The 14,295-nt window shown below is 68.4% G+C and carries 17 protein-coding genes; 11 read left to right on the top strand and 6 right to left on the bottom strand.

Annotation, left to right across the window (positions count from 1 at the left end; all coding sequences use genetic code 11):
- Positions 1–73: 73 nt before the first annotated feature.
- The 4 genes from QME70_05845 (at position 74) to groL (ending at position 4,387) form a co-directional block, all read left to right on the top strand.
- A complete protein-coding gene (locus tag QME70_05845; protein ID MDI6894115.1) occupies positions 74–817 on the top strand; it encodes a helix-hairpin-helix domain-containing protein in 744 nt (247 codons plus the stop codon).
- Between the two features lie 168 nt (positions 818–985).
- Positions 986–2,254 carry a threonine synthase gene (locus tag QME70_05840; GenBank protein MDI6894114.1) on the top strand — a complete coding sequence of 423 codons (1,269 nt, stop codon included), beginning with the start codon at positions 986–988 and terminating at the stop codon, positions 2,252–2,254.
- Between the two features lie 198 nt (positions 2,255–2,452).
- Complete coding sequence (groES, locus tag QME70_05835; GenBank protein ID MDI6894113.1) at positions 2,453–2,752, top strand: co-chaperone GroES; 300 nt, start codon at positions 2,453–2,455, stop codon at positions 2,750–2,752.
- Positions 2,753–2,767: 15 nt separating this feature from the next.
- Positions 2,768–4,387: a chaperonin GroEL gene (gene groL / locus QME70_05830; GenBank protein ID MDI6894112.1), complete on the top strand. Its 1,620-nt coding sequence runs from the start codon at positions 2,768–2,770 to the stop codon at positions 4,385–4,387.
- A 268-nt stretch (positions 4,388–4,655) separates the two neighbouring features.
- Here the strand turns inward: groL and QME70_05825 are convergent, their stop codons facing one another.
- The 3 genes from QME70_05825 to QME70_05815 all read right to left on the bottom strand — a co-directional run bounded on the left by QME70_05825 (position 4,656) and on the right by QME70_05815 (position 7,672).
- Entirely contained in the window at positions 4,656–5,786 is a 1,131-nt protein-coding gene (locus tag QME70_05825; protein ID MDI6894111.1) for a zinc-dependent alcohol dehydrogenase family protein, read from the bottom strand.
- 96 nt (positions 5,787–5,882) lie between these two features.
- Positions 5,883–7,037 (bottom strand): acetoin utilization protein AcuC, encoded by a 1,155-nt coding sequence (locus tag QME70_05820; GenBank protein MDI6894110.1) that lies wholly within the window; start codon positions 7,035–7,037, stop codon positions 5,883–5,885.
- On the bottom strand, positions 7,034–7,672 hold the full coding sequence (locus QME70_05815) for a GNAT family N-acetyltransferase (protein ID MDI6894109.1): 639 nt from the start codon (positions 7,670–7,672) through the stop codon (positions 7,034–7,036). Before QME70_05815 ends, QME70_05820 begins: the two co-directional genes overlap by 4 nt.
- 127 nt (positions 7,673–7,799) lie before the next feature.
- On the opposite strand from QME70_05815, the gene holA reads away from it, so the two are divergent.
- Entirely contained in the window at positions 7,800–8,774 is a 975-nt protein-coding gene (gene holA / locus QME70_05810; GenBank protein ID MDI6894108.1) for a DNA polymerase III subunit delta, read from the top strand.
- A gap of 10 nt (positions 8,775–8,784) precedes the next feature.
- On the opposite strand, the gene rpsT is transcribed toward holA, so the two are convergent.
- Positions 8,785–9,072, bottom strand: a complete 288-nt coding sequence (gene rpsT, locus QME70_05805; GenBank protein ID MDI6894107.1) for a 30S ribosomal protein S20 — start codon at positions 9,070–9,072, stop codon at positions 8,785–8,787.
- 161 nt (positions 9,073–9,233) lie between these two features.
- Between rpsT and QME70_05800 the strand changes: the two genes are divergently transcribed.
- From QME70_05800 to QME70_05775, 6 genes are all read left to right on the top strand, one after another.
- Positions 9,234–9,569 (top strand): phage holin family protein, encoded by a 336-nt coding sequence (locus QME70_05800; protein MDI6894106.1) that lies wholly within the window; start codon positions 9,234–9,236, stop codon positions 9,567–9,569.
- Between the two features lie 229 nt (positions 9,570–9,798).
- Positions 9,799–11,007: a stage II sporulation protein P gene (locus tag QME70_05795; GenBank protein ID MDI6894105.1), complete on the top strand. Its 1,209-nt coding sequence runs from the start codon at positions 9,799–9,801 to the stop codon at positions 11,005–11,007.
- Between the two features lie 96 nt (positions 11,008–11,103).
- A complete protein-coding gene (locus QME70_05790) occupies positions 11,104–11,802 on the top strand; it encodes a GntR family transcriptional regulator (protein ID MDI6894104.1) in 699 nt (232 codons plus the stop codon).
- Positions 11,777–12,007: a hypothetical protein gene (locus QME70_05785; GenBank protein ID MDI6894103.1), complete on the top strand. Its 231-nt coding sequence runs from the start codon at positions 11,777–11,779 to the stop codon at positions 12,005–12,007. Before QME70_05790 ends, QME70_05785 begins: the two co-directional genes overlap by 26 nt.
- A gap of 65 nt (positions 12,008–12,072) precedes the next feature.
- The gene (locus tag QME70_05780; GenBank protein ID MDI6894102.1) at positions 12,073–12,801 is read left to right on the top strand and encodes a 4Fe-4S binding protein; all 729 of its coding nucleotides are present in this window, start codon (positions 12,073–12,075) and stop codon (positions 12,799–12,801) included.
- Positions 12,802–12,819: 18 nt separating this feature from the next.
- Positions 12,820–13,446, top strand: coding sequence for a hypothetical protein (locus tag QME70_05775; GenBank protein ID MDI6894101.1), 627 nt, complete (start codon positions 12,820–12,822; stop codon positions 13,444–13,446).
- Here QME70_05775 and QME70_05770 read toward each other — a convergent pair.
- Both QME70_05770 and QME70_05765 read right to left on the bottom strand, forming a co-directional pair.
- Positions 13,428–14,108 carry a GntR family transcriptional regulator gene (locus tag QME70_05770; GenBank protein MDI6894100.1) on the bottom strand — a complete coding sequence of 227 codons (681 nt, stop codon included), beginning with the start codon at positions 14,106–14,108 and terminating at the stop codon, positions 13,428–13,430. The genes QME70_05775 and QME70_05770 overlap by 19 nt on opposite strands.
- Position 14,109: 1 nt before the next feature.
- Positions 14,110–14,277, bottom strand: coding sequence for a hypothetical protein (locus QME70_05765; GenBank protein ID MDI6894099.1), 168 nt, complete (start codon positions 14,275–14,277; stop codon positions 14,110–14,112).
- Positions 14,278–14,295 lie beyond the last annotated feature (18 nt).

Here is a 14,295-nt window from a genome sequence, read left to right as displayed (position 1 = left end):
ACGACGAAGGAAAGGGGGGCGGCTCCCCGTCGGGGAGCCGTTTCCTATTTGCCAGTCACCGGGGGTGGCGGTGGTGTCTGCGCCCGAGCGCCTGGCCACGGTGATACTGCTCACCCTGGCCCTGGTAGCAGTGCCGGTCAGCATGTGGCGTCACGGTGTCCTGGGGCCCTTGCCCGCCGCTCTCGGGGATTCCGGCTGGACGCTCCAGCAGAGCGCCGGCCCCGCCAGCGGGCCGCAGGAAAGCGCTGGCCCCGCCGCCGGGCAGCCGCAAGGCGCCGCCGCCGGTGTGCCGCCGCAGGGGGTTTCCCCTGGCGGCACTGACATGGAGGGTGGGCCGTACGAGAGTACGGGTTCAGGTGAGGGCGGCGGGGTGGTGGTGCACGTCGCCGGTGCGGTGCGCCATCCCGGAGTGTACCGCCTGCCCGGCGGGGCGCGGGTGGTCGATGCCATCCGGGCGGCCGGGGGAGAAAGGGAGGGCGGGGCCGCCTGGGCGCTGAACCTGGCCGCCCGGGTGGTGGACGGAGATCGCATTTACGTCCCCACCGGGCGGGAAGTGGCGGATTACGGAAGCGGGAGCAACTGGCGGCCCGGCGGCGGCGTCATGGCAGGCGGTGCTCCCGCGCGGCCGGTGGATATCAACCACGCTTCGGTGGAGGAGCTGGACACCGTCCCCGGGATCGGACCCGCCCTCGCCCAGAGGATCGTGGCCTTTCGCAGGACCAACGGTCCCTTTGCCCGGGTGGAGGACCTCACCCGGGTACCAGGCATAGGGCCCAAAACCCTGGAAAGCATGAGGGAATGGCTGGTTACCCGGTAGCGGTTGCCCGTTCACCCTCTTTGCCAGTCCGCACCGTGGCCCGAGCAGGTCCGAGGATCCGGAGCGGGGAGCGGGCCCGCCCATAGGCGGGGAGGGACCGGGATTGCTCGGGCAGGAGGCTCCCGAACCGAAGTAGTATGTAAGGTTGGAGAAGGACGGTGATACGACTTGGCGTTTTCGTTACGGTGTACACGGTGCGGCAGGGTTTATCCGGCCGATCCGACCGCCACCACCTGCCCTGCCTGTGACGGGGGTCCGGAGTCCCCCAGTATCCTGGAAATCAGACAGGATACCGGGCTGGGCCGGGGCTCCTGGGAGAGGATGCTGGCGCGTTCTCCCCGGGAGTGGGGGATATGGCGTTTCGCCGAAGTGCTTCCCGTGAGCGGCGTCCCGCGGAGCGCCTCCGGCGAGCCGGTGACGGGCGGCGAGGGTGACACCCCGCTGGTGCGGGCGCAGCGCCTGGGCGAGACGCTGGGGATCGACCTCTACCTGAAGAACGAGGCCTTCAATCCCACGGGTTCCTTCAAGGACCGGGTGGCGGTCATGGTGGTGGCCAAGGCGCTGGAAGCGGGAGCGCACCGGCTGATCCTGTCTTCGTCGGGTAACATGGCAGGCGGCGTGGCTTCCCTGGCGGCGGCGGCCGGCCTGCGGGTGACGGCGGTGGTGGCGCCGGAGACCAGCGTGGCCAAGGTGGCCCAGATCAGGATGTACGGGGCGGATGTGGTGCGGGTGGGTCCCACCGAGACGGACCGGCTGAGCCTGTGCCTGGAGGCGGCCCGGCGCCTGGGGTGGTTCACCGCCACCTCGCCCCTTTGTCCCTATGGATCATACGGAGCCAAGACCATGGCGTACGAAGAGTGGTCCCAGCTGGCCGCGCGGGGAGCCGTCGCACCGGACTGGGTGGTTATCCCGGTGGGATACGGCTGCAACTTCGTGGGCCACTGGAAGGGTTACCTCGACCTGCAGGAGGCGGGATTCATCTCCCGCCTGCCCAGGCTGGTGGGCGTGCAACCGGAGGGCTCTCCTTCCCTGGTGAGGGCCTGGGAAGAGGGGAGGGAAGAGGGCATCCCCGGGCCCTCGGATTCCATCGCCGGGGGTATCTCTCAGACCCTCACGCTCAATGCCCGCCAGTGCCTGCAGGCCATGCGGCAGACCGGCGGCATGGCAATCGCGGTGTCCGACACAGAGATGCTGGACGCCCAGCGGGAACTGGCCCGTCTGGCGGGGGTTTTCGCCGAACCCTCCGCGGCAGCGGCGCTCGCGGGGGTAAGGAAGCTCGGGGGCCGCGGGGTTTTCTGCCTGCATGACAGGGTGATAGCCGTGCTCACGGGGAGTGGCCTTAAGGACACCGAGACGGCTCTGCAGCAGGCCGGCGGGGATGCCCCCACCATCCCGGCCCGGGTGGACGCCCTCCTGGAGGTGGTTTCCCCCGATTGAGGCCGGGGCACCTGCTCGCGCCTGCTCCTCGCCCGGCGCACTGCGCTCTGCGCCCGGCGAGCTCCTGTTGACAGGACTGGTAGCCCTGGATATAATACGTGGCTGGTAGCACTCAACCGGGATGAGTGCTAACAATTACAGGGCGGTCGGCCGCACCGGGAACTGGGGGTGGCCGGGTGCCCGGCAAGGGGGGTTAGTATGTCTGTCAACCAGCTCAAGCCGCTGGCGGACCGGGTGGTCGTGAAGGCGCTCACCCAGGAGGAGCGGACCAAGGGCGGCATCGTCCTACCCGATACCGCCAAGGACAAGCCGCAGGAGGGCGAGGTGGTGGCGGTGGGCCCGGGCCGCATCCTGGACAACGGCACGCGGGTGGGGATGGAGGTCGCCGTGGGCGACCGCGTCATCTTCTCCAAGTACAGCGGCACCGAGATCAAGATCGAAGGCGAGGAGTACCTCATCATGAGGGAAAGCGACATCTTGGCCGTCAAGGCCAAGTAGGGAGGGAGCAGGACCATGCCGGCTAAGATGCTTGCTTTCGACGCCCAGGCCCGCCAGGCCCTGGAGAAGGGGGTAAATGCGGTAGCCAATGCCGTAAAGGTTACCCTGGGCCCCAAGGGTCGCAATGTGATCCTGGATCGCAAGTTCGGTTCTCCGGTGGTCACCAAGGACGGCGTTACCGTGGCCAAGGAAATCGAGCTGGAGGCTCCCTTCGACAACATGGGTGCCCAGCTCTGCCGGGAAGTCGCTGCCAAGACCAACGACGTGGCCGGCGACGGCACCACCACGGCCACCGTCCTGGCCCAATCCATGCTGCTCGAAGGGCTCAAGAACGTGGCCGCCGGCGCCAACCCGGTGTTCCTGAAGAAGGGGATCGACCGGGCGGTGGAGAGCGTAGTGGACTACATCAAGAAAGTATCCACCCCGGTGGAGGGCAAGCAGGACATCTCCCACGTGGCCGCGATCGCGGGTAACGATCCCTCCATCGGCGAGCTGATCGCCGATGCCATGGATAAGGTGGGTAAGGACGGCGTCATCACGGTGGAGGAGTCCAAGGGCATCCAGACCACCGTGGAAGTGGTTGAGGGCATGGAGTTCGACCGGGGCTACATCTCGCCGTACTTCGTCACCAACCCCGAGGCCATGGAGGCGGTCCTGGAGAACCCCTACATCCTCATCTTCGAGAAGAAGATCTCTGCGGTGGCGGATATGCTGCCGCTCCTGGAGCGGGTGGCCCGCACCGGTAAGCCCCTAGTGGTCATCGCTGAGGACGTGGAGGGCGAAGCCCTGGCCACCCTGGTGGTCAACAAGCTGCGCGGCACCCTGTCCTGTGCTGCCGTGAAGGCTCCTGGCTTCGGCGACCGGCGCAAGGCGATGCTGGAGGACATCGCCATCCTCACGGGCGGCCAGTTCGTGTCCGAGGACATCGGTATCAAGCTGGAGAACGTGGACCTCAACATGCTGGGCGAGGCCAACAAGGTGCGCATCAACAAGGAGAAGACCACCATCGTCGAGGGCAAGGGCGACAAGAAGCGCATTGAGGGCCGCATCGCTCAGATCCGCAAGCAGATCGAGGAGACCGAATCCGACTACGACCGCGAGAAGCTGCAGGAGCGCCTGGCCAAGCTGGCTGGCGGCGTGGCCGTGGTCAAGGTGGGGGCGGCCACCGAGACGGAGCTCAAGGAGAAGAAGCACCGCATCGAGGACGCCCTGGCTGCTACCCGGGCGGCGGTGGAAGAGGGCATCGTGGCCGGCGGCGGCGTGAACTACCTGCGCGCCCAGGCCGAGCTCGACAAGCTCGGGGCCACTGGCGATGAGAAGGTCGGCATCTTGATCGTCCGCCGGGCCCTGGAGGAGCCCCTCCGCACCATTGCCATCAACGCCGGCATGGAGGGCTCCGTGGTAGCCGAGAAGGTGCGGGTGGCCGACAACCCCAACTTCGGGTTCAACGCCCTCACCGGCGAGTACGAGGACCTGGTGAAGGCGGGCATCGTGGACCCGGCCAAGGTCTGTCGCTCCGCCCTGCAGAATGCAGCCTCCGTGGCCTCCATGATGCTAACCACCGAGGCCCTGGTGGCCGAGATCCCCGAGAAGAAGGAGACCAAGGCCCCGCCCTATCCGCCCGAGGAGTTCTGACCGCTCACCGGGCAGGGGGCTCCCGCGAGCAGTCCCACGACCGCGGGCGCCCCAAAGGCGGTGTGAGAAGGCGTCGGTCGTCCCCTGGTACCGGGAGGGGCCGGATGTTCCGGCCCCTCTTCATTGTCCAGAGTAGAAGTTCGCCCGTGCGTCGGGAAATGACGCCAGGGACAGCATTGATCAGCAAGACAGCCGGCAGCGGGGGCAGACTTCCAGGACCGCACGGTAGTCCACGAGCGAACCTCGCAACCGCAGTAACGGCGCCTGCTCAGTCGATGCAGAGTACGGCGGCGCCCGAGACGGTACGGTGCTTGAGGTCCTGCAGGGCGCGGTTGGCTTCTTCCAGGGGATACACCTGAGCGGTGACCCGGATGGGGATGCGCGCAGCGATGTCCATCAACTCGGAAGCGTCCTGCCGGGTGCTGTTGGCGACGCTACGCACGGTCCGCTCCCAGTAAAGCAGGCGGTAGTCGAAGGCGGGGATGCGGTCCAGGTGGACGGCGTTGATGGCCAGGGTTCCGCCCCGGCGCAGGGCGCCCAGGGCAACGGGGATGAGGTCTCCAGCGGGGGCGAAGGTGACGGCCCGGTCGGCCGGGGAAGGTGCCTGCTGCCCGGCGGCACCCGCCCAGGCTGCCCCCAGCTCGCGGGCCAGTTGCTGGTGCTCCCGCGAGCGAGTGAAGACGTACACCCGGCATCCCCAGTAGCGGGCCACCTGGATGGCCAGGTGGGCGGAAGCACCGAAGCCGAAAAGAGCCAGGGTTTCGCCCGGCTGCACGCCGGCGATCCGGAGTGAGCGGTAACCGATGATGCCCGCGCACAGCAAAGGGGCTGCCTCGGTGTCAGAGAAGACGTCGGGGATGGGCACCACGAAGTCCTCCGGGGCCACCATGTACCCGGCATAGCCCCCGTCCACGTCCAGGCCGGTGAAGAGGGCTCGCTCGCACAGGTTCTCCTGCCCCCGCCGGCAGTGCTCGCACTCGCCGCAGGTCCAGTGCAGCCACGGTACTCCCACTCGGTCGCCGACCTGCCACCGGCGTGCGGTCGATGAGGCTGGAGTTCTGTCCGCACCGGAGCCCGCGGGGGCGTGTGCCTGCGTGTTGACAGAGCCCGTGGGGGTGCCGGCAGGCACGCCAGCGGCGGCGTCCGCAGGGCTGCCCGTGGGGGAGTCTGCGCCAGGCCCGATCTGGTCGATGGTCCCCACCACCTGGTGGCCGGGTATCAGGGGCAGGCGGTGGGCAGGCAGTTCTCCCTCCACGGTGTGCAGGTCGGTGTGGCAGACCCCGCACACGTTCACCCGCAGGCGGACCTGACCCGGTCGCGGCACCGGCGTGGGAACCTGCTCCAGGCACAGGGGGTTCTCCTCCACGGGGCCGGGCGACTGCAGCACCATGGCTAGCATCTTTCCTCACCTCTCCTCCGGCATCCCCACAGGCTGCCTGCGCGGGGCTGGCGTCGCTTCGAACCCGGCGGCCGGGCCCGGGGAACAACCGGCGCGCTATGGCTTGAGGGCCGGAGGCAAGCCCTCAAGAACCAGGGCCACGGTGCGGCGGTTACGGTCGCTGATGTCATCGCAGCGCAGCACGGCGGGAAGGTCGGCGGAGCTGTCGCGCATGGCATGAGGCAGGGGATGGCGGGATTGCCCCTTCCATTTCTGCACCCACGGGGCCGGGATGTCGGCGGGAACCCGGAGGCCGGCGATTTCGGCCCACAGGAGGGTCCAGACCCGGGGGACGACGCGCCAGTCGTAGCCGCCCCCGCCCAGGGCCAGCCACCTGCCGCCGCATACCTGGTGGGCCAGATCGTGCAGGGTACGGGCGGCCAGCTCGTAGCTTTGCGTGGTGAGGGCCAGGTGGGCCAGGGGATCGAGGTGGTGGCCGTCGCAGCCGTGCTGGCTGACGATGATGTGGGGCCGGAAGCGGCGCACCAGGGGTGGCACCACCGCCAGGAAGGCCTCCTGCCAGGATGGGTCTTCGGTGAAGGGTTCCAGAGGGACGTTGACGGCGTAGCCGTAACCCGGGCCGGCTCCCCGCTCGTTGACGAACCCCGTCCCCGGGAACAGGAAGCGGCCCGTCTCGTGCAGGGATACGGTGAGCACTTCCGGGTCGTAGTAGAAGGCCCACTGGACCCCGTCGCCGTGGTGGGCGTCGATGTCCACGTAGGCCACCCGCCAGCCGTGGCGCCGGCGGAGGTGGGCGATGGCCACGGCCGGATCGTTGTAAACGCAGAATCCGGAGGCGCTGGCGGCCTGGGCGTGATGCAGGCCGCCAGCCAGGTTGAGGGCGTGGTCCAGTTTCCCGGTGGCAATCAGCTCCGCCCCCAGCAGGCTGGCCCCCACCGCCAGGCTGCTCGCCTGGTGCATGTCGGCGAACAGGGGGTTGTCATCGGTGCCCAGCCCGAAGCAGAGCAGGCCAGGGTCGGGGTGATCGGGGTGGGCCGACCGGACTGCGGCCACGTACTCGGGGCTGTGCACCAGGAAGAGGTCTTCGTCACGGGCGGGGGTCGGGGTGAGGACGTCCAGAGCGGACAGCAAGTCCAGGCTGCGGATGAGGTCAAGGGTCAGGTCCAGACGGATGGGGTGGAGGGGGTGTTCGGGCCCAAAGAAGTACTGGCTGTGTTCCGGAGCCCAAACGAAGCCTGCTTTGCCACTCATGGGGGACCAGACCTCTTTTCGAACAGGAGATTCTGGAATCTCTCCCGCAGCTCGGCGCTGGCGCACCTGCCGATGCGCGCCATGAGCACGTTACTGGGGTGGGAGGCGATCTCGGGATCGTCAGTAGGACAGGGCTGCACGCCCGATACTCCCTTGAGTCTCTCCAGCATGCGGCGGTACTCGGCCCGGGTGAGCCCGGTGCGTTCCAGGTCCCAGTGCCAGCAATACTCGGTGGCCACCACTATGTAATGGTCCAGGGCGGGATCCTCCCCGATGAGGCCAAACAGCGCCGTCGCCACTCCCGACCGCCGCCAGGAGGGGGAAACCTCGACGGCGCCCAGCTCCAGGATGCCGGGGACCCGGTCCCTGCCCCACCGCTCGAAGGGGTGGGGCGGGTGGATGACCGCGTATCCCACGATGGTACTGGCGGTACGGGCTACCCACACCCGGCCCTCGTCCATGGCCGCCACTTGCTCCAGGGCCTGCTTCTGCCGCCAGGCGGGCCGGAACCAGTCCAGGCCCCGGTCCATCTCCAGGTGCCCGAGCTCTTCTCGGGAAAGGGGGCCTTCCAGCACGATCTGGCCGGCGGGGGTGGGCAGCACAGACGACAGCCGGGGTGACGGCCTCAGAGGCATACCGTCCCTCTCCTCACCAGCGCTCAGCCCGGAACTGGGGATAGCATTCCTCACGGCCGGTGGCCATCCCTGCCGCCCGCGCCCGTGGTTGACGGATGGGGGAGCGTTCAGCTAGAGTTTGGGCGGGATGACGGCGAAGGAACTGGAGCCGGTGTACCTGCTTGAAGGAGAGGCGGACACGCTGGCCGCCGGGGCGGAACGGGATCTGCGGCGGGCATGCTTCCCCGCTGGGGGCGAGGAGACGGGGTGCGCCCGCTGGGACGGGGACCGCCTGGCAGAAGCGCTGGCGTTCCTGCAGACCATCCCTTTCTCGGGCGGGAAGCGGATGGCCATCGTAACCCTGGCGTCCAGTGGGGAAGGGGATGGCGACCGGCCGGATATCGCCGTCCTGGAGCACTACCTGGATGATCCCCCTCCCTGGGCGGTGCTGGTGATACGGGTCCGTGGCCGGGCAGGAGGTCGCCTGCGCTCCCTGTGCGCAAAACACGGCACGGTGATCGCCTGCCGGGTGGGGAGAGGGGATTTCCCCTCCTGGGTGCGGGAGCGGGCGCGGGCCAGGGGGGTCAACCTGGGGCCTGCCCGGGCCTGGCTCCTGGGAGAGATGTGCGGAGGCGATCCCGACCTGGTGGAAACCGAGCTGGAAAAGCTCAGTCTTGCCCTGGAGCCGGGCCGGCCCGTGCGTGAGGAAGACCTGCGCGAGCATGTTTTCCCCGGCCCGGCGGCGCCGTTCGCTCTGGCGGATGCCTGGGCCAATCGCGATCTGCCCCGGGCGCTGGATTGCCTCTCCCGCCTGCTCGAACAGGGTGCCGATGCCCCCCGGCTGCTGGGCACGCTGGCCTGGCAGGTGAGATCGCTCTTGCTGTATTCGTATCTGCAGCGCGAGGGTATGCGGTCTCCAGCGGAGGCGGCCAAGCTGATGGAAACTAGCAGCGCGGGCGTCAGGGCAACGGCGGCCCGGGCACGGAAATTCACTGTCGCTGAGCTGGAGTCAGCGCTGGAGATGCTGGGAGAAACCGATTACCTGATGAAGACGGGCCGCGTCAGCCCCCGGCAGGCGCTGGAGGAATTCCTGTTTCGTACCGCTTCGGGCAGTTCCCCCTGAAGGGCTGCGCCTAGCCGGCCTGCCCCAGCGCCTGTTGCCGGGCGGCGTTGTAGTGTCTCTGCAGGCGTGCCTTCCGCCGGTCGGCCTGGTTGCGGTGGATGGCCCCCTTGCTGGCGGCTCTGTCGACCATGCTGATGGCCTTCTGCAACTGAACCCCGGCCTCCTCCAGGTCACCCGAGGCGAGGGCCTCCCGGAAGCGGCGGATGGCTGTGCGCATCCTGGTCCTCACGGCCACGTTGCGCAGGCGGCGCTCTTCTGCCTGGCGGGCGCGCTTGGCAGCGGTGTTTCTCTCTGGCAAGGACTTCACCCCCGGCGGGCATTGTACCATCTGAGCGGATGCGCTGCAACACGCGCCGCGTGGCGTCAGGCTGCGGCTGCGCACGCGCGGGCCGCCCAGTGGCGGGAGCAGTATACGAGGCTGTGCCCGGCGGGCAAGCTACGCCAGAGGTGGTGAGTCCTATGCGAGGATGGTTCGGCTTTGTCATCCGGCTGGTGGTCTCGGCGGTAGTCCTGCTCTTGCTCGCCGCCATACTCCCCGGATTCCGCATCGCCGGATTCTGGTTCGCGCTCCTGGCGGCAGTGGTGATTGCCGTGCTCGGGTGGGTGGTGGAAGCTCTCTTCGGGCGCCGGGTGTCCCCCCAGGGGCGTGGGGTGGTCGGCTTCATCGTGGCGGCGGTAGTCATCTACGTGGCACAGTTCCTGGTCCCCGGGATGCAGGTGAGCGTTTGGGGGGCTCTGCTGGCGTCACTCATCATCGGCATAGTGGACGCTTTCGTGCCCACCGAGCTGAGATAGGCCGCCGGAGTTAAGACAGGCTGCCGCAGTCCGGGTCGGCTGGCGGAGGCAGGACCGGCTGCCCGGGGCCCGCGAGTGAAGGGCAGCGGGTGATTGTCGCCGTGGGGGGCGGGGCGCGGGCCGATCGGCAAATGCCTGCGCCCGCCCGACCCACCTCTGATCCCCACCTCTGATCCCCGGGATTTTGTCTTGCCGGGGTGCATAGGCTTCGCTGGAGGGGTGGCTCCTTTTGGCGGGCCATTTGTTTTGGTGGGGTGCAGGTCCCTGGTGGAAGCGGTCGGTAAGGAAATGGGGATGGCTGGGGGCGGGATACCTGCTGCTGGCCGCGGTCCTGGTGACCGTACTCCTGTGGCCGTCCTCTCCCCGGGTGGTTTCCGCCCTCGCCCCGGCCTCCCTTCTGCCCGGGGAGTCTCCCGGCCTGGGCGGCATGCTGCTCACAGTGCTCTCCGGAGGTCGGGCGGGCCTGTTTTCGCTGTGGGAGTCACCGGAAGCTCCCCTGTGGAAGTGGCTGTTGCGGCAGGTTCTGCCCGCCCTGCCGGGGGACCACGTGCCCCACGACGAACCCGGCTGGGGAGAGGTATTGCTGGAGGGGATGGGCGTCCTCACCGGGCTGCGGTGGTACGATCCCCTTTCCTGGCTGGTACTCCCGGCCCCGGCTTCCGCCCGCGCCCAGGAAGCTCCCGTGCCATATCTGGCCGAGACCGGCGGTCCCTCGCAGGGCGCGGCCGGCCCCTCGAGCGGAGAACCCTCCCCCCGGCCGGGCGGGATCTCCGGCCCCGATGTCCCCGCGGCGCTCCGCGGTCGGGTCCTGGTGGGTTTGTATTGCACCCATGCCCGCGAGTCCTATCTGCCCGCCCTGGCAGGGGCCCGTGATCCCGAGGACGCCCATACCCTGGACGGGTCGCGCAACATGCTGCGCGTAGCCGAGGAGCTGGCCCGCACCTTGAGCCAGGAGCACGGCATCGGCGTGGTCATGTCGCGCCGCGTGCACGACCGCCAGGGGAAGCTGGGCGCATACGTCCGTTCCCAGGAAACGGTGCAGACTCTGCTGCGCGAGTACCCCGACGTGCGCTTCCTGTTCGACGTCCACCGGGATTCCCCGGGCAGGGAGGCGACCGTGGCCACGGTAGGCGGGCGCCCGGCCGCCCGTATCATGATCGTGCTGGGATCTCCCTACCAGGTGGGACCAAACTGGGCCCATAACCGGGCCCTGGCCGATCGCGTGTCCGGTCTTATGGAACAGCGGTATCCGGGACTGCTGCGCAAGGTGCTGGTGGCGGACGCTCGCTACAACCAGCACCTTTCCCCGGGAGGATTGCTCTTCGAAATCGGCGGCGTGGAGAACACCCTGGAGGAGGCCCTGTACTCGGCCCACCTCCTGGCCGACGTCCTGGCCACGGTGATCGCTGAAGAGGGGTCCGCGCCCTCTGCCCGGTAAGCGCGGTCCGGGTAGCAGGAGTTTGGTCGCCGATGGCGTAAATGTATCTTGCATACAAAATGCAATCTGTAATGAGTGAAAGGGGGGTATGTTGCGGTGAAGCGGCTGCCCGAGATTCTCGCCCGGCCCCTGAGAGACGTGGTCTACGAGCACCTCAAGGAGGCCATCCTGTTGGGGCGGCTCCTGCCCGGGGAGCGCCTGCTGGAGGTCGAGCTGGCGGAGCAAATGGGGGTGAGCCGCACTCCGGTGCGGGAGGCCATGCGCCGTCTGGACAGGGAGGGCCTGGTGGCCCTGCGTCCCTTCCGGGGGGCGGAAGTGGTCAGGGTGCCGCGGGAACGGGCAGAGCAGCTTTTCCAGGTACGTGACGCCCTGGAGTCGCTGGCGGCCAGGCTGGCCGCCTCCCGCACCGGACCGGCCGACCTTCTCCTGCTGCGGTCCATCGTGGAACAGGCCCAGGTGGCCGCCCAGAACGGCGACTACCCGGGAGTAAATGCCCTCAACCGGCGCTTTCATGCCGAGATGGCCCGGTTGAGCGGAAACGCCCCCCTGGCCACTTTGCTGGAGCAAATCCAGGATCACATCAACCTGTTGCGCGTCACTGCCCTTTCCCGGCCCGGTCGACCGGAAGAGGCCATATGCGAGCACGTGGGCATCGTGGAGGCACTGGCCGCCGGCGACGGCCCCCGGGCCGAGATGCTGGTGAGGGAGCACATCCAGCGCGGCCGGCAGGCGGCCCTGGCGCAGATGGAGGCATCCAAGGAGGGCAGACATGTACATCGATCCCCAGAAGTGTAACGGCTACGGTATTTGCGTTCCCTATTGCCCGGCAGGAGTGGTGGAAACCAGCCTGCGCCAGTCGCTCATCATCTCGGGCGGGAGCATGGCCATCTTCATGGCCAGGCCCATCAGTGCGGTTCTGCTCACCATCGCCGCGGTGGTGATCCTGGCGGTGGTGAGGTTCCTGCGCCAGGCCGCACGCACGCGGGCCACCCATGCGTGAGCGGTGGGCGCCGCGGGGCAGGGTCCCCCAGGCGCGTGCAGAGACGGTCACAGGAGGGTGCGCGATTGGTCATCCTAAATGATCGCTGCAACGGTTGCGGGGTATGCGTGCCGTACTGCCCGGTGGGAGCGCTGAGCCTTGACGCCGCCCGCAGGCGGGTGGTGGTCGACGGCAGCCTTTGTACTGATTGCTATGTGTGCATCCGCCACGCGTGTGCGCGGAAGGCCTTTGAGCCCGGGGCGCTGCCCGGCTTCGGCGATGTGTTTCGCCATGTCCTGTCCGACCCCACGGAGACCATGGCCGAGACCGGAGTCCCCGGCCGGGGCACGGAGGAGTCCAAGACCAACGACGTCACCGGACGGGTGCGTCGGGGCGAGTTCGGACTGTGCGTGGACATGGGGCGGCCGGGCGTGGGGGTCAGGTTGCGGGACGTGGATAGGGTGGCCCGGGCGGTGGTGGCTGCGGGCCTGAAGCTGGAGCGACCGACGGTGAGCCCCCTGGGGATGGTGGTGGAGGACCTGGAGACCGGCAGGCTGCGGGAGGACGTGCTGGACCAGCACCTGCTTTCCATCATCATCGAGGGGAAGGCCCCCCTGGACCGGCTGGGGAGCGTCCTGGAGGCGCTGCGCCGGGTGGAGGCCGAGGTGGAGACGGTGTTCTCGGTGGGCCTGGTGATGCGCGCCGACGAGGGCCTTTCCCCCAGCCTGCGGGAGGAGCTGGACCGCTTGGGGATCGAGTACCCGTTCCGCGCCAAGGTGAACGTCGGACTGGGACGTCCCCTGGCCGAGCCCTGAGGGAAGGGAGAGATGCACTTGACCCACAGCCTGCATCGCATCGGCGACCGCCGCTTCATGGACGGGGATTTCGTGTGGCTGGCGTACCAGGCCAAAGGGATCAACGACGACGATTTCCCGCGCAAGGCCCGGGAGGCGCTGGAGGCGGCTGAGGAGGCAGGCTGCACCAACTGGGGGGACGTAAAGGCCGGGTGCGTCCTGGACCTGGACCCCGCCCTGGTCAAGGCCGGGTTGGGCCAGAGTTCCCGCATCCGGGGTGTGTTCACCTCGCGGCAGCAGGTGGTGAGATTCCTCAGGACGCTGCGCGAGAAGAACCTGGGACTTTCGGTGGTGGTGAGCGGCCTCCTCGACCAGGTGCTGGCCGCACGCGACGAAGCCGGGGTGAAGCCCCACACCATCAACTTCTCGCTGGGCGTCTGGGGCAGGAAGGAACTCCTGCCTTCGCCTCAGGTGCTGGCCATCACCACCATGTGCGGGCATCACATGATTTCGGCTCAACTGGTGAAGAAGACCATTGCCGACGTCAGGCGGGGCAAAGTGAAGCCGGCCACCGCCGCGAGGCGGCTGGCGCGGATGTGCCCCTGCGGCATATTCAACCACGAGCGGGCCGCCCGCCTGCTCGAGGCTTACTCCTCCGAGGATTGACGCTGGGCCCCCAGCAGGTTGGCGCGGGCGTGCCCTATGTGGGTGGAGATGGCCTCGGCCGCGCGGTCCCCATCGCGGGCGGTCAGGGCCCGGCATATGTCCCTGTGTTCCTCCAGGGCGCGCAGCAGGCGTCCCGGAACCCTCAGGGAGGCGGCCCGGGCCTGCTGTACATAGTAGACGGCCCCGCCCAGGGCATGCTTCAGGGGGCGACTGCGGGAACCGTTGACGATCAACTGGTGAAAGCGGGTGTCCAGCCGGGTAACCTGGTCCACGTCCTCGCGGGCCGTGTAGAATTCCATCAGGTCCACTATCTCGCCCAGTTCCGCCAGTTCTTCCTCCGTCATGTTCCGGGCGGCCCAGCGGGCGGCCAGCGCCTCCAGGACCGACCTGATGGTGAAGATGTCCTCGACCTCGGCGGGGGTGATGCCTTCCACCACCACCCCCCGGTTGGGCAGGGAGCGCACCAGCCCCTCCGCTTCCAGGGCCTGCAGGGCTTCCCTGACCGGAGTGCGGCTCACGCCCAACTCCTCAGCCACCCGGGCCGCCACCAGCACTTCGCCGGGACGGTACCGGCCCTGCACGATGGCTTCCCGCAGGCGGCCCAGTACCTGGCTCTTCAGGGAGACGGGCGGAGCCTCGGGGAGATCCAGGGTTTCGCTCACTTCAGTCCTCCAGGGGCAGCGAGGCGAGAAAGTCACGCAGGATGAGGTCCCACATCATGCGGTCCTCCTCGCCCGCCGCTTCCTCATCCGGGAAGTTGCCCGGCCGGTGGGGATACCACTCCCCCGCCCGCAGGTGGTACTTCTCGCCATAAGCCACGTTATCCTCCACCTCATCGCCCCCGGTCTG

Source organism: Bacillota bacterium (genome assembly GCA_030019365.1).
In the GTDB taxonomy this organism is placed as follows: domain Bacteria; phylum Bacillota; class Sulfobacillia; order JACIYH01; family JACIYH01; genus JACIYH01.
The sequence above is the reverse complement of the archived record's forward strand: the minus strand, read 5'-3'. Positions and strand labels throughout refer to the sequence as shown.

Bases quoted from the DNA above. Each gene is read 5' to 3' on its own strand.
- groES (MDI6894113.1), top strand. From the start codon at position 2,453: ATGTCTGTCAACCAGCTCAAGCCGCTGGCGGACCGGGTGGTCGTGAAG.
- groL (MDI6894112.1), top strand. From the start codon at position 2,768: ATGCCGGCTAAGATGCTTGCTTTCGACGCCCAGGCCCGCCAGGCCCTG.
- QME70_05825 (MDI6894111.1), bottom strand. From the start codon at position 5,786: ATGCTAGCCATGGTGCTGCAGTCGCCCGGCCCCGTGGAGGAGAACCCC.
- QME70_05820 (MDI6894110.1), bottom strand. From the start codon at position 7,037: ATGAGTGGCAAAGCAGGCTTCGTTTGGGCTCCGGAACACAGCCAGTAC.
- QME70_05815 (MDI6894109.1), bottom strand. From the start codon at position 7,672: ATGCCTCTGAGGCCGTCACCCCGGCTGTCGTCTGTGCTGCCCACCCCC.
- holA (MDI6894108.1), top strand. From the start codon at position 7,800: ATGACGGCGAAGGAACTGGAGCCGGTGTACCTGCTTGAAGGAGAGGCG.
- QME70_05800 (MDI6894106.1), top strand. From the start codon at position 9,234: ATGCGAGGATGGTTCGGCTTTGTCATCCGGCTGGTGGTCTCGGCGGTA.
- QME70_05785 (MDI6894103.1), top strand. From the start codon at position 11,777: ATGTACATCGATCCCCAGAAGTGTAACGGCTACGGTATTTGCGTTCCC.